Here is a 12145-nt window from a genome sequence, read left to right on the forward strand (position 1 = left end):
CCAGCGGGGATGAGCCGTCCACCGCACGACCCGCACCATGATGCCCAGGGTGCTCCCCGCGCCAGCGGGGATGAGCCGCCCCAGCATCAGACCCAGCGCGGCGGGCTGGGGTGCTCCCCGCGCCAGCGGGGATGAGCCGTCCACCGCACGACCCGCACCATGATGCCCAGGGTGCTCCCCGCGCCAGCGGGGATGAGCCCAGCCAGTTCGCCGCCCCAACGAACGTTTGCTTGTGCTCCCCGCGCCAGCGGGGATGAGCCCGACCACGCCCCCTTAATCGCCCCCGTGAATAGGTGCTCCCCGCGCCAGCGGGGATGAGCCGCTCACCGTCGCGGGGAAAACGTCTCCGTCTCTGTGCTCCCCGCGCCAGCGGGGATGAGCCTGGCACAGCACGGCGCAACCCGCCCCGGTTGCAGTGCTCCCCGCGCCAGCGGGGATGAGCCCCGCTTGCAGTAACTATGCTACCTGGTGCGCTTGTGCTCCCCGCGCCAGCGGGGATGAGCCCCTAACCTGGTGCTGGAGAGGGACTTCCTGAGGGTGCTCCCCGCGCCAGCGGGGATGAGCCCCGGCCACCGCCCTTATTGAGCACGGTCACCCGGTGCTCCCCGCGCCAGCGGGGATGAGCCGCCTCGGCCTTGCTCATCCCGGTCGAGGAGATCGTGCTCCCCGCGCCAGCGGGGATGAGCCGCAGTGCGACAAGCCGGACTCCATCACCCTGGAGTGCTCCCTGCGCCAGCGGGGATGAGCCCCCTCGATCGTCTGGCGAGCGGCAGCAGCACGAGTGCTCCCCGCGTCAGCGGGGATGGGGGCGTTAATTCCGGTCGAGATGTTCCGAGAAAACTGATTAACACATTTATGCAGGTTACAGTTCGTTTAAAGAGTTAAAGTTTGTAACTCCGTGTTTTAAATTATGGATATGAGTGGAAACGTTACGGCGGGGAGAATGGTACGTGCTGCCCGCGAGAGCTTAGGGATGTCGCAAACGGATCTTGGCGCAGCACTTGGCAGAACGCGTCAGTGGGTCTGGCGACTCGAAACAGCAAGCGATCCTAAGGCGCACTGGCCTGTTGGCCTCACTCCAAATCTGGCGGCGGTGCTACAGATTAGCCCACGTGACCTCCTGACTGCGGCGGGCGTCCCAGAGGAGGATTGGCCAGATCTCGCGAGCATGAGCTCAAATGGTACTAATCTCGTAGTGATCGAAGCTACTGGTCTAAATGAGCGGCAAATTAACTTGCTGCGCAGCATCGCCGAGGAGTTTAGAAGTAGAAATTTTGACCACCAAGGGTTCTACGATGTCGACTAGCGTTTCGCCCTCCATGGGCGCATCGCTCCGGCGCGGCGACTGCCCAAGCTACTCGGTGTGCTCCCCGCGCTAGCGGGGACACCTTTCTTCGTCTCCGACTGCAGCGTCCACAGAGCCGCTGCCATAACCCTCGCGCACGCGCCACCTGCGCGCTATTGTCGGTTTTGTCGGGCAAATCTCCCGGCTCTGCGCTCGCTGGCGCGCGGGAGCTCAAGAGAAAAATCGACTGGAGGGCAACAATGGGGATCATCGATAGCCTGCAGGCCTGGGCTGGGGAGCATGAAACATTCATCTTCATTCTTTTCATGACGCCGTTCGCCATCGGATTGAGCTTCCTGTTTGAGGGCGGAGACGGCGGCGATTACGGCGGGGATTAGCTCCGTTGTCAGCATCGTCGGCGCCCTCGACGCGCCGGGTAGCTGGGAGCTCGCGCGGCCGCGGTTGATGTGTTCCGTGTGAATGCAGAACTGTGCCGCGCTCATGGCCTATCTTTGGCCTATCTGGCTGCGCGTCATTCGCCCCACCGCGGCCTAACGCCCCGGCGTAAGCTGTGGCTGTGCATATGAGTTGCACAATATCTATTGCAAATTTCCCGATAGAAAGTATAGTGAAAGCTTCTATCCAACTGCACCGCTCAACCTAGGGTGGCGCAGCATAGCCACAAGGGGATGTCATTGAAGAACGCGGCGAAGCGCCTCGCAGCAGCAGCGGCCACCATCCTGGCCGCAACCGGCCTCACGCTGGGCACCGGCCAGCCCATCGCTGCGGCGGCCAGCAGCGGTTCCAGTGGCTCGAGCGGATCCAGCCTCTCCAGCGGGTCGAGTGGTTCCAGCGGTAGCTCGCTGGGCAGCTCCCTCGGTAGCTCGGAGGCTCGGCTCGACGGGATGAGCTTCAACCAGAACCGCATCATCCGTGGTGGCGCCAGCTTCTGGGTCCAGCGCGCCGACGGCTCCGTCAACCCCTGCACGGTGACCAACGTGGTCCGCAAGGGCAACGTCAACTACGCCGTCACCGCAGGTCACTGCATTTCCGGCCATGTCACCCAGATCCGCCACAAGGGTCAGGTCATCGCGGACGCCGCCGATGTCCGTGCCGGCTGGCACATCGTCCAGGGGGACAAGCGCCCCGGCGGGCACTTCATCAACGACTTCGGCTACTTCCGCCTCAAGCCGCACGTCAAGGTGCAGTACAACGTTGTCCACCTGGACCGGGTCCACCCAGTCCACCAGCCAGCCAGTGCTGCGACCCGCGCTATCCACCGTCGCGCGGTCAGCGCGCCCTTCGGCGCCCCGCTGCGTGTCCACCAGGGCATGATCGGGCGCATCGCCTGCAAGGAGGGCAATACCACCGGCCTGACCTGCGGCCCCATCGTCCGTGTGAACGAAAAGACCCAGGACGTCTCCGGGCTCATCCCGTCCCGCCCGGGTGACTCCGGTTCGCCGCTCTACCTCCTGGGCCGCGACGGGAAGCGCCACCTTATCGGCCAGCTCGCCGGTGGAACCCACTACGCCTACAAGTCCTACGACGGCTACGTCCACAACCTCGCGCGAATCAAGTAGCACCGCGCCCGGTGACGTCGTCGGTGCCGTCGTCAGCCACGACGTCGCGATGACGGGGGCCCTCCCCAGGGACGTCGCCCCTCACGGTCCCCGCCCCTCTACCGGCAGCTGAAGATAAGCCCGCCGGTCAGAGGGGCGTTATCATGCCCAGCGGCCCCGAGTAACCAAAATGCTCATAATGTATTAAGTTTTACTTGTAGATATCCGGGCATAGTTACCAAAGGACGCAACAACCGTGGGGATGAAGAAGTTCGCAGCAAAGCTGGCCGCCGCCGCACTGACCGGAGTGCTCGCACTCGGCGGGGCAGCCACCATCGGGGGCGGGGCGAATAACGGCCTGCTGGCCAGCGCGGATGCCGCCCCAGTCGGCTCCGGCTTCGCCTTCACCCCAACCGCGCAGGGCGCCTGCACCAGCACCATGGTGGTCGCCATCCCCGGCGGCGGCAACACCGTCGACGGTGTGCCAGACTCCGTCCCGCACGGTTTCCTCGTCGGGCAGGTAGCCAACCAGCTCAGCGGACACGGCATCGCCCAGCGCACCGTCAGCTACCGATCAACCCCCTTCTTCACCCTGAGCTACGACCAGTCCATGCGCCAGGGCTACGCGAAGGCCCGCCAGCTCATCGCCCAGACCGCCGCGCACTGCCCGAATGCGAAGTTCGCGCTCGTCGGATTCTCCGAAGGCTCGGACATCGCCTCCCACATCATCGCGGACATCAACGCAGGTCGCGGCCCGATCCCGGCCAAGCGTTTCGCCACCGCCGCGCTGATCGCCAACCCGCACAACGGGCCGGAGAGCAAGCACAAGGGCGGCACGTTGCGCGACGGTGAAGGCATCCTCGGCGCCATGCGCGGCTACGGCAAGCTCGGCGACCGCGTGCTCGACATCTGCAACATCGACGACTTCGTCTGCAACCGCTACGCCGCCACCCCGGGCACCCGCGGGATCGCCAAGAACGTGCTCCACGCCTCCGCGGCCAACGGCTTCGCCGGCCTGAACCCGATGCAGGTCGTCGGCGAGGCCCCGCGCATCGCGATGGGTACCCGCCAGCACACGAAGACCTACCAGTACGTCAGCCCGATCCCGCACGCCGTGGGCCACGTCCTCGCCCACCGCGACCTTCCGAAAGCCGAGGACTAGGACGTCCAGCCGGGGCGCTGTCTGCGCCAAGGTCACGGCCTAGTGTCGTGTTGTTGGTGACCACGGCCTAGCGTCGAGCTTCCGGTGGCCCCGGCGCAGGCCGTCACCGTAGCTAGGAAACACAAACGGGCCAGCACGCTTACCGTGCTGGCCCGTTTCGCTCTCCGCGGAGCTCCTACGCCAATCCTGTTAGATCGGTAGCTTCCGCAGCACCCACATCGGCAGGTGCTTCAGCACCAGCATGATCGGGCGGAACAGGGGGTGGACCCAGACGATCGTCTTCTTATCGTCCACCGCCTTCGCGATCGCCTTCGCCGCGTCGGTCTTATCGACGGTCAGCGGGGCGTCGTCCAAATCCTTCGTCATATTCGTGCGGACCTGGCCCGGACGGACGGTCAGCACGCGCACACCAGTGCCGCGCAGCGCCTCGCCGAGCAGGCGGTAGAAGCCGTCCGTGCCGGCCTTCGTGGAGCCGTACACGAAGTTCGACCGGCGCACCATCTCACCCGCGACGGTGGAGAAGGCGACGATCTGGCCGTGGCCCTGTTCCTTCATCTTCTGGCCCAGCAGCACACCGACGGACACCGCGCCGGTGAAGTTCACCTGGGCTGCCTGCACGGCGAGCTTCTGGTCCTGCCACTGCTTCTCGTTATCGCCCAGGATGCCGAACGCGACGATCGCGATATCGATATCGCCGGCGGCAAAGGCCTTGTCGATCACCGCCGGGTGGGAATCGAAATCCACCGCATCAAAGGCCAGGGTCTCCACCTCAGACGCACCGGCGGCCTGGCAACGGCGGGTGGCGTCGTCCAAGCTCTCGCCCTCGCGGGCAGCGAGCACCACGCGCGCCGGTCCACGGGAGAGGAACTCCTCCACCACGGCCAGGCCCATGTCGGACGCACCGCCGAGCAGCAGGATGGACTGTGGCTTTCCAACAGCATCAATCATGAAATAACTCCTTTAAAAGGCTCGTCGGTGTTTAGTGCAGCTCGAGGCGGCGGGACATATCGGATGCGAATACGCCCGTCGGGTCGATGTTGTGGCGGGTCTTTAGCCAGCCAGGCAGACCTGGGTACATCTTGTGGAAGTTCTCCGCGGAGGTGCGGGACTCCTTCGCCAGGTACAGGCGGCCGCCGAACTCCATGACGCGGCGATCCAGGTCGTCCAGGAATTTGCCGAGGCCAGGCTTAATCGGGAAGTCCACACAGACGTTCCAACCCGGCATCGGGTAGCTCAGCGGTGCGCGGTTGCCCTCACCGAAGAGCTTGAAGACGTTCAGCGCGGAGTAGTGGCCGGAGGCCTGGATATCCTTGATGATCTGCTTGAACGGCTCCACTGCCTCCGTCGGGACGACGAACTGGTACTGCAGGAAGCCCTTGGAACCGTAGCCGCGGTTCCACTCGCCGATGAGATCCAGCGGCTGGTAGAACTGCGTCAGGTTCTGCACCTGGTTGCGGTACTCGCCGGACTTCAGCCACCACAGCTCGCCGATGGCGATCATGGACAGCTTGTTCATCGTGAAGTTCGGGAAGATATCCGGAACGGTCATCAGCTGCGGGGCGTTGAACTTCAACGGGTCCTTCGCCAACTTCGGCGACAGCTCCTTGAGCTGGTCCAGCGTTGCCAGCGAGCCACGGGAGATCGCCGCACGCCCCAGCTTGGAGCCACCCGAAATCGCGTCGAACCAGGCGGAAGAATACGTGTAGTTGCGCTCGGAACCATCGGAGTGGAACTCGATGGTCTCGTCGAGAGAGTGGGTCAGGTCGCCATCCGCGATGAAGTAGGCGGTCTCCGTGCGCGTCATCTCGATGCGGGCGCGCAGGATGATGCCGGTCAGGCCCATGCCGCCGACGGTGGCCCAGAACAGCTCACCCTTCGGGTCATCCGGGGTGCCCTCTGGCTCCAGGTGCAGGACACGGCCGTCGGCGACGAGCAGCTCCATGGACAGGACGTGGTTGCCGAAGGAACCCGCGGAGTGGTGGTTCTTGCCGTGAATATCCGGCCCGATCGCGCCACCGATGGTGACCTGGCGGGTGCCCGGCAGGACGGGGACCCACAGGCCGTAGGGCAGGGCGGCCTTCATTAGCTGATCGAGCGTCACACCAGCATCAACGTCCACGATCGCCGTGTCCGGGTCGATGTCGTGGATCTTGTTGAGCTCCCGCATATCGATCACGAGACCGCCGGCGTTGTTGGTCGGGTCGCCGTAGCTGCGGCCCATGCCGCGGGCGATGACGCCGCGCTTCAGGTGGCTGGGCTTATCCGCATTATCGTCCGCGACCTGAGCCACGGCCTTCGCGATGGTCTCCACATCTGGCGTGGACAGCACCTCTGCCGTGGTGGCCTGAGTGCGGCCCCAACCGGTCAGGGTCTTTGTAGTTGTATGGATGCTCATGGCTTTCAAGCGTAGCGCCGCAGGCTGCGAATAGCCTGCTAAAACAGTCGGTTCGCTAGTACAAATCCATGATGTCGCGTATCTCACTCCCGCGACGCGTGGGAGGGCAGGCTCACGCGCCGGGCGGGGCGCGCTACGGGAACCTTTAGCGAGCTTAGAGGGCGGAACCGATGCCAATCGCCTTGAGGGTGCCCTCCACGATCCAGGTGGCGATGGCCATGAAGATCGCGCCGAAGAACGCCGCCCAGAAGCCACTGACCACCAGGCCGTTGCCGATGCCGCTGGAGATCCAACCGACAAGGGCGAAGAGCAGCGCGTTCACGATCAGCGAGAACAGCCCCAGCGTGAGGATGCGCAGTGGCAGGCTCAGCAGCCGCACGACCGGGGCGATGAAGGCGTTAACGAACATGAACACCAGCGCGGCCCAGATGAAGGCGCCCACACCGCCCATCACGGAAACGCCAGGAATAACCAGGGTGACCAGCCACAGCGCGACGGCCGTGACCACAACGTCGAGTGCAAAACGCATAAGAATCCTTCGTTCTTCAATTCTTGTGTTCTAGTACAGGTCCATGATTTTGCGGATCTCCTCCGGGAGCTCCTCGACGCTGGTGATCTCCGGCCCGTCGTAGTCGCGCAGAATGTCGCGCACCCGCTGGCGGCTCACCGAGTCCATGATCGGCAGCTCCTGGGCCATCATCCGCGTCATCCACGAGTTCAGCGGCAGCTGCGTGCGTTCCGCGGCCTCGTATGTCGTTTCCTCCCCGACGCCACCGACCCGCATCGGTGGCTCCTTCTGCTCTTTCGGCTGCTTGCCGACGATAGTGGAGAGGCCTGTGCTGATTTTTTCGAAGAGTCCTGCCATGCCTAGGGATTCTAGCCGGGGTGGCAGACACGCCCCGCCCGCTGCTGCGGTCCAGCCAGGGGCGCGTCTGGTCGCCGGGGTAAAATGCTGAGCATGAAGAAGCCACCACTCGCGTTTGAAGCTTTGGCCGCCGCCGCAGGCACGGCTGCGTTCTACGGCATCAAGGACTTCCTGCCCGCCAGCCGGCGCCGTGGCTGGCTGCGGGGTGCGGCCCTGGTCGCCGGGATCGCCCCCTATGTGGTGCGTTCCACCGCCGAAACGATGGAATTCGCGAAGGAGGAGTTCTCGAAGGCAAGCTCGCAGACCGAAGAGCTGCGCAAGCTGCTCGACGACGCCCGCGCCCGCCAGGCAGGGTCTGTGCCACTGGACGGTGACGTCGTCGACCTGGCTGCGGGGGAGGACGTCGCCGTCGATGGGGACGCTTTCAATGACGACGTCACCCCGGCCAGCGCGGTCGGCAGCGGTGCCGATGACGGCGCGGTTGACGAGGATGGCGAGGAAGAAGAGCCGATCTGGCCGCCGAACGATCCGAAGTGGTGGGACCGCGTTTTTAGTCTGCCGCCTTACGCGGTACTTCCAGGCGCAGCGGCGGTGCTTGTTCTCGCCGTGACCGTGGGGGTGCGCATCGACCGCGCGATCCAGCGAGCAGGAGTGAAGGCACTGGAATCCCGAGGCGTGGAGCACCCAAATACCGCGTGGGGCGTGATCTCCGGGGCGATTGGTGCACTCGCGGTGGTGGCGGACCGGACGACCCAGGACCGGGCGACTGCCAGTGGGGCGGCACGTCGACGCGATCGCTAGGATCGGGGCCATGAGCCCAGCGAGTGAAGCACAGAACGCCAACGCCGAGACCTCGGATGCCGACACTTCGAGCACCGAGACGTCCAGCACCGAGACCTCGGGCCCCGTGGCGTCCAGCGGCGTGGCGTTGACGCCCACCCCGACCCTGGCGGTGGCGTCCTCTGATCGGCCGGAGGATACGCCCGGGCCGATCACGTACTACCCGCCGGTGCTCGTCGCCTGCCGGGTGGGGGAGACGACCGCAATCTGGCAGGTCGAAACCGACCCGGAGCTGACGCGCGGCGACTTCTCCGGCGCCTGGCTGCTGGGCCCCGACGGGGTGCAGGGCTTCGCGGCCGAGGCCGAATGGATTGAGGGGCGCGAGGACCCGGCCGCGATGGCGCGGCTGCTGCTCGTGCACCCGGTCTTCCTCACTGAGGACTCGGAAGGGGACATCACCTACGGCGGGCTGGCGGAAAGCGAGCTCCACCTCGTGGATGTCGCCGCCAGCCAGGAAGCGGCTGAGGCCGCGGTTGCTGCGGCGAAGGCCGAGTTCGAGGAAGCCAATGGCAAGAAGTCCACGGGCTGGGGAGAGGTGCGCCCCATCGAACCGGTGGAGGGACACTCGCCGCAGGGGCTGGACGCAGACGCGGAAAAGGCCGTGACCAGCGTGCTCGCGTTGGCGCGCGGGGTGCGGACCTGGAATCGGGACTGGGCTGCCTTCGAGGCCGTGCGTAAGCGCCGGCTAAAGAACGAACCCGACCAGCCCCGCTGGGTGCCGATCCGCCTGCAGGGCTAAACGGGGGTGCCCGGCCAGCGAGGGAGTGGCCAAGATAACGCCCGAGCGGGCGGCGGGGGAGTAACAATCCGGCAGGAAATCCGCGTAATCTAACCTGCGTGCCAGAGACTCCCAACGACCACACCCAGCCGCAGCCGCGTACCGCTGCGAAGCCCACGCCCGCAGGGCGTTTGGCTCGCTCCAAGGCCATCGCGCGGCAGTTTCTGCGCTTCGGCCTCGTTGGTGCCAGTGGCTTCGTGGTCAACCAGGCAGTCTTTGTGCTGTCGAAGAAGCTCTTCGATCAGGGCTTTGGCATCGACGACCTCGAAGTGCTCTTCCAGCTGCTGAACACGCAGTGGAATATGCGCTGGTACCACCTGTTTTCGGTGCTGGCTTTCCTCGTCGCGAACGTGTGGAACTTCGTGCTCAACCGCTACTGGACCTTCAAGGGCCACCATAAGCAGCCCTGGTGGATCCAGCTGCCGCAGTTCATGGCGGTGGGCGTATTCGGGCTGCTGATTACGCTGGCGGTGTCCACGCTGGTGGTGCACACGAACTCGCCGATCGGGCTGCCGGAGCACATCTTCGACAACTCTACGGGCCTGCGCACCCGCTCCTACTGGGGTAACTTCATCGGCGTGATCGTGGCGGTTCCCGCGAACTTCCTCTTCAACAAACTCTGGACGTTCCGCAACAAGGGGCCGAAGGGGTCGAGTGATTCGGAAGGCCAAGCCGCCGACGTCGTCCCGAAGATCGAAACCGAGGAGCCCAAGTGACCAGCAAGCGCCCAGAACAGCCCGTGACCAGCGACGCGCGCGGTGCGGGCGGAGCGGCGAACGGCTCGGCGGGGGCCGGGGCGTCGGCAAACAGCGAGGCGGGCGCTGAGGCTGGGGCGGGCGACGTCGTCGTGAAGGACAATATCGGCCTGAACCAGCAGATCTTCCGCTTCATCCTGACCGGCGGGCTGTCCGCGATCGTGGATCTCGGCTCGACGCTATTCCTGCGCTTTGTCGTTGGGATGACTGATAGCGGCTCGAAGGCTATTGGCTTCGTCCTGGGGACTCTCACGGCGTACATGATTAACCGGCGCTGGACGTTCAACGCCGCGCCATCGACCAAGCGCTTCGTGATCACGATGGCCACCTATGCGCTGACCTTTGTGGTGCAGGTCGGCCTGTATAAACCGTTGTTAATCCCTCTGCTGGAGAGCCACACGACTTTTTCGCCTCTGGTCGTGCGCCTAATCTCCTTCGTGATCGCGCAGGGGACCGCCACGGTGTTGAACTTCCTGATCCAGCGCTTCGTAATCTTCCGCAACTAGCGGGGGTGCGAGCTGGCTCGTTCCCGTCTCCGTGGTGGACTCTTTGTTAGGACGCCGACCTGCGCGACCAAACCCAGCCATTACTTTTCTGGCAGGGGCTTGAGTAGTTCAATCCGCTGTCGCCCCGGGGCTACAACCCCGGCCTTGATCAGCGTGGACATCTCCCTCGAGGTGGACTCCAGTGTGGTGCCCGCAATCCCCGCGATGTCTTCCCGTCGGATAGGAGCCTCGAGGATCCGGCCGCCGTCGCTTAGGCTCCGCCCGAACTTCCCGTCCAGGTAGTCCAGCGTCTCCAGCACCCGGCTGCGCACCCGAGCCGTGGCATTGTGCACTTTACGGGTCTGCGCCTCCTGCAGCGTGCGTTGCTGCAGGTGCAGCATCGCCGCCCCAACCTGCGGATGTGCGCCCACCATGCGTGTCAGCTTCTCTGCCGGCAAGAACAAGCAGCACACGGTCGTGGTCGCCCACGCCGTCACGGTGGCCTGCACCTCGCCTGGCATCATCGCGCCCAGCACGTCGCCCTCTCCGCACAGATCCACGGTCAGCTCGTGGCCCTGATCCGTGGCTTGGGTCAGCCGCACCACCCCGGACATCACCATATATAGCCCCCGTAGGGGCTCACCCTGCGTGTACAGTGGCTCGCCTTCGGCCCACGCGTGGGCGACCACCTGAGAATCGAATGCCGTACGCCCAGCGGCGTCCAAACTACTGGTGAGAGGGGAGTGCTGCATCACGCGATCCCGCAACTCGGGTGGGCAGACGTGTGGCTCAGAGCAGTGTGAAGGCATGCTCCCGATCCTAACCCGCAAGCCCGCGTTTGCCCCGGTCGAGCACCAATTCCGCTCAACTTGATCTGCGTCAAGGAAGCCCGTGGCAAGGCCCCATAACTTGAGAGTTGGAGCAAGGAAACAACAGCAACCACCAGGAAGCATCCAGGCAATCAAGCCCCTTGCACAGCCCCACGAACGGGGAAACAAACCACACACGAGGGAAAAGGAGACCCCAATGTCCAACGCAAACCTGAAGAACATCGTCCTCCGCTCCGACGAATTCTCTTGCCCGAGCTGCGTCAACAAGATCGAGACAAAACTCAACGGCATGTCCGGTGTGGACAGCGCCGAGGTGAAGTTCAGTTCCGGCCGAATCATCATCGATTACGACGCCGACGCGTTGAGCGTCAAGGACCTCGTCGGTGCCGTCGCGGACGTTGGTTATAACGCCAAGCCGAGCGCTTACTAAGCGCCGGATAGCCAACAGCCAGCATGACCGTAAAGAGGCAGATGTGAGCAAGAAAAACACCCCTGACACAGCGAAAACCGCTGTGAAAAACTGGGGACCAGTGGTGGCATCGGGCATCGCCATCGCCATCAGCTGGATCACCGGCATCGAGTGGATCATGCTGGTTGCTGCCGTCATCGCGGGCTACCGCATCGCCATTAGCGCGGTGCAGGCCCTGCGCGTGAAGCTGATCAGCATCGACCTGCTCGTCGTGACCGCCGCCGTGGGCGCGGTCTTCATCGACAACTATTGGGAATCAGCCGCCGTCACCTTCCTCTTCGCCCTGGGTAAGGCGCTCGAGACAGCAACCCTAAGAAAGACCCGCAAGGCCCTCAGCGATCTTGTGGATCAAGCACCCATGACCGCCCGCGTGCTCCGCGAGGGCCCCAATGGGCCCAGCGAAGAAATCGTGGAGCTGTGGGAACTTGAGCCCGGGGACGTCGTCATCGTCAAAAACGGCGAGCAAGTGCCGGTCGACGGCGCCATCGTCCACGGCGTCGGCGGGCTGGACGAGGCCATGATCACGGGGGCTCTGTTGCAAAGATTGGCGGCAGTCAGAGGTAGGCTGTCGCTCTGCGCCGATCAGGCGGCTGCTGCGAAATGGTGGTTGAGCATGCCCATGGCCTCCGTCAGCGCCGAGGGCCTAATGCCAAAAGCTCTCTCCACAAGGCGCACCTCGCCCCTGATGCCGGGCTGCAGGCACCAGGGGCGAGCCTGTCCTT

14 protein-coding genes, 2 pseudogenes and 1 CRISPR repeat array are annotated in these 12145 nt (G+C 64.6%); of the genes and pseudogenes, 10 read left to right on the forward strand and 6 right to left on the reverse strand.

The window, feature by feature from the left end; all coding sequences use genetic code 11:
• The first annotated feature begins 49 nt into the window (after positions 1-49).
• A CRISPR array of direct repeats spans positions 50-809; the repeat unit is 28 nt; unit sequence GTGCTCCCCGCGCCAGCGGGGATGAGCC.
• Between the two features lie 107 nt (positions 810-916).
• The 4 genes from QP997_RS09115 to QP997_RS09130 all read left to right on the forward strand — a co-directional run bounded on the left by QP997_RS09115 (position 917) and on the right by QP997_RS09130 (position 4006).
• Positions 917-1306, forward strand: a complete 390-nt coding sequence (locus QP997_RS09115; protein ID WP_284846935.1) for a helix-turn-helix domain-containing protein — start codon at positions 917-919, stop codon at positions 1304-1306.
• Between the two features lie 239 nt (positions 1307-1545).
• Positions 1546-1683, forward strand: coding sequence for a hypothetical protein (locus QP997_RS09120; protein WP_284846936.1), 138 nt, complete (start codon positions 1546-1548; stop codon positions 1681-1683).
• A 291-nt stretch (positions 1684-1974) separates the two neighbouring features.
• Positions 1975-2865, forward strand: a complete 891-nt coding sequence (locus QP997_RS09125; protein WP_284846937.1) for a chymotrypsin family serine protease — start codon at positions 1975-1977, stop codon at positions 2863-2865.
• A 241-nt stretch (positions 2866-3106) separates the two neighbouring features.
• A complete protein-coding gene (locus QP997_RS09130; RefSeq protein ID WP_284846938.1) occupies positions 3107-4006 on the forward strand; it encodes a cutinase family protein in 900 nt (299 codons plus the stop codon).
• A gap of 189 nt (positions 4007-4195) precedes the next feature.
• Here QP997_RS09130 and dprE2 read toward each other — a convergent pair whose 3' ends face one another.
• The 4 genes from dprE2 to QP997_RS09150 form a co-directional block, all read right to left on the reverse strand.
• The gene (gene dprE2 / locus QP997_RS09135) at positions 4196-4954 is read right to left on the reverse strand and encodes a decaprenylphospho-beta-D-erythro-pentofuranosid-2-ulose 2-reductase (RefSeq protein WP_070757859.1); all 759 of its coding nucleotides are present in this window, start codon (positions 4952-4954) and stop codon (positions 4196-4198) included.
• A 31-nt stretch (positions 4955-4985) separates the two neighbouring features.
• A complete protein-coding gene (dprE1, locus tag QP997_RS09140; protein WP_284758985.1) occupies positions 4986-6401 on the reverse strand; it encodes a decaprenylphosphoryl-beta-D-ribose oxidase in 1416 nt (471 codons plus the stop codon).
• A gap of 154 nt (positions 6402-6555) precedes the next feature.
• A complete protein-coding gene (locus tag QP997_RS09145; RefSeq protein WP_015382082.1) occupies positions 6556-6930 on the reverse strand; it encodes a phage holin family protein in 375 nt (124 codons plus the stop codon).
• Between the two features lie 30 nt (positions 6931-6960).
• Positions 6961-7185 (reverse strand): hypothetical protein, encoded by a 225-nt coding sequence (locus QP997_RS09150; protein ID WP_284846942.1) that lies wholly within the window; start codon positions 7183-7185, stop codon positions 6961-6963.
• Between the two features lie 174 nt (positions 7186-7359).
• On the opposite strand from QP997_RS09150, the gene QP997_RS09155 reads away from it, so the two are divergent.
• The 4 genes from QP997_RS09155 to QP997_RS09170 all read left to right on the forward strand — a co-directional run bounded on the left by QP997_RS09155 (position 7360) and on the right by QP997_RS09170 (position 10145).
• Positions 7360-8067 (forward strand): hypothetical protein, encoded by a 708-nt coding sequence (locus tag QP997_RS09155; protein WP_284846939.1) that lies wholly within the window; start codon positions 7360-7362, stop codon positions 8065-8067.
• 10 nt (positions 8068-8077) lie between these two features.
• On the forward strand, positions 8078-8845 hold the full coding sequence (locus QP997_RS09160) for a hypothetical protein (RefSeq protein ID WP_284846940.1): 768 nt from the start codon (positions 8078-8080) through the stop codon (positions 8843-8845).
• Between the two features lie 98 nt (positions 8846-8943).
• Positions 8944-9600: a GtrA family protein gene (locus QP997_RS09165; protein ID WP_148792231.1), complete on the forward strand. Its 657-nt coding sequence runs from the start codon at positions 8944-8946 to the stop codon at positions 9598-9600.
• On the forward strand, positions 9597-10145 hold the full coding sequence (locus tag QP997_RS09170; protein ID WP_083317294.1) for a GtrA family protein: 549 nt from the start codon (positions 9597-9599) through the stop codon (positions 10143-10145). Before QP997_RS09165 ends, QP997_RS09170 begins: the two co-directional genes overlap by 4 nt.
• Positions 10146-10225: 80 nt before the next feature.
• On the opposite strand, the gene QP997_RS09175 is transcribed toward QP997_RS09170, so the two are convergent.
• Positions 10226-10876 (reverse strand): Crp/Fnr family transcriptional regulator, encoded by a 651-nt coding sequence (locus QP997_RS09175; RefSeq protein WP_070757849.1) that lies wholly within the window; start codon positions 10874-10876, stop codon positions 10226-10228.
• Positions 10877-11150: 274 nt separating this feature from the next.
• On the opposite strand from QP997_RS09175, the gene QP997_RS09180 reads away from it, so the two are divergent.
• Both QP997_RS09180 and QP997_RS09945 read left to right on the forward strand, forming a co-directional pair.
• Positions 11151-11384, forward strand: a complete 234-nt coding sequence (locus tag QP997_RS09180; RefSeq protein ID WP_070757847.1) for a heavy-metal-associated domain-containing protein — start codon at positions 11151-11153, stop codon at positions 11382-11384.
• Positions 11385-11781: 397 nt separating this feature from the next.
• A pseudogene (locus QP997_RS09945) lies at positions 11782-11895 on the forward strand (P-type ATPase actuator domain-containing protein); the annotation flags it as partial.
• Between the two features lie 110 nt (positions 11896-12005).
• On the opposite strand, the pseudogene QP997_RS09190 reads toward QP997_RS09945, so the two are convergent.
• Positions 12006-12145: pseudogene (locus QP997_RS09190) on the reverse strand (IS6 family transposase); the annotation flags it as partial.

This window comes from Corynebacterium sp. MSK039 (genome assembly GCF_030232315.1).
In the GTDB taxonomy this organism is placed as follows: domain Bacteria; phylum Actinomycetota; class Actinomycetes; order Mycobacteriales; family Mycobacteriaceae; genus Corynebacterium.

Coding starts and splice junctions, on each gene's coding strand:
- QP997_RS09115 (WP_284846935.1), top strand. CDS start 917: ATGAGTGGAAACGTTACGGCGGGGAGAATGGTACGTGCTGCCCGCGAG.
- QP997_RS09120 (WP_284846936.1), top strand. CDS start 1,546: ATGGGGATCATCGATAGCCTGCAGGCCTGGGCTGGGGAGCATGAAACA.
- QP997_RS09125 (WP_284846937.1), top strand. CDS start 1,975: ATGTCATTGAAGAACGCGGCGAAGCGCCTCGCAGCAGCAGCGGCCACC.
- QP997_RS09130 (WP_284846938.1), top strand. CDS start 3,107: ATGAAGAAGTTCGCAGCAAAGCTGGCCGCCGCCGCACTGACCGGAGTG.
- dprE2 (WP_070757859.1), bottom strand. CDS start 4,954: ATGATTGATGCTGTTGGAAAGCCACAGTCCATCCTGCTGCTCGGCGGT.
- dprE1 (WP_284758985.1), bottom strand. CDS start 6,401: ATGAGCATCCATACAACTACAAAGACCCTGACCGGTTGGGGCCGCACT.
- QP997_RS09145 (WP_015382082.1), bottom strand. CDS start 6,930: ATGCGTTTTGCACTCGACGTTGTGGTCACGGCCGTCGCGCTGTGGCTG.
- QP997_RS09150 (WP_284846942.1), bottom strand. CDS start 7,185: ATGCGGGTCGGTGGCGTCGGGGAGGAAACGACATACGAGGCCGCGGAA.
- QP997_RS09155 (WP_284846939.1), top strand. CDS start 7,360: ATGAAGAAGCCACCACTCGCGTTTGAAGCTTTGGCCGCCGCCGCAGGC.
- QP997_RS09160 (WP_284846940.1), top strand. CDS start 8,078: ATGAGCCCAGCGAGTGAAGCACAGAACGCCAACGCCGAGACCTCGGAT.
- QP997_RS09175 (WP_070757849.1), bottom strand. CDS start 10,876: ATGCAGCACTCCCCTCTCACCAGTAGTTTGGACGCCGCTGGGCGTACG.
- QP997_RS09180 (WP_070757847.1), top strand. CDS start 11,151: ATGTCCAACGCAAACCTGAAGAACATCGTCCTCCGCTCCGACGAATTC.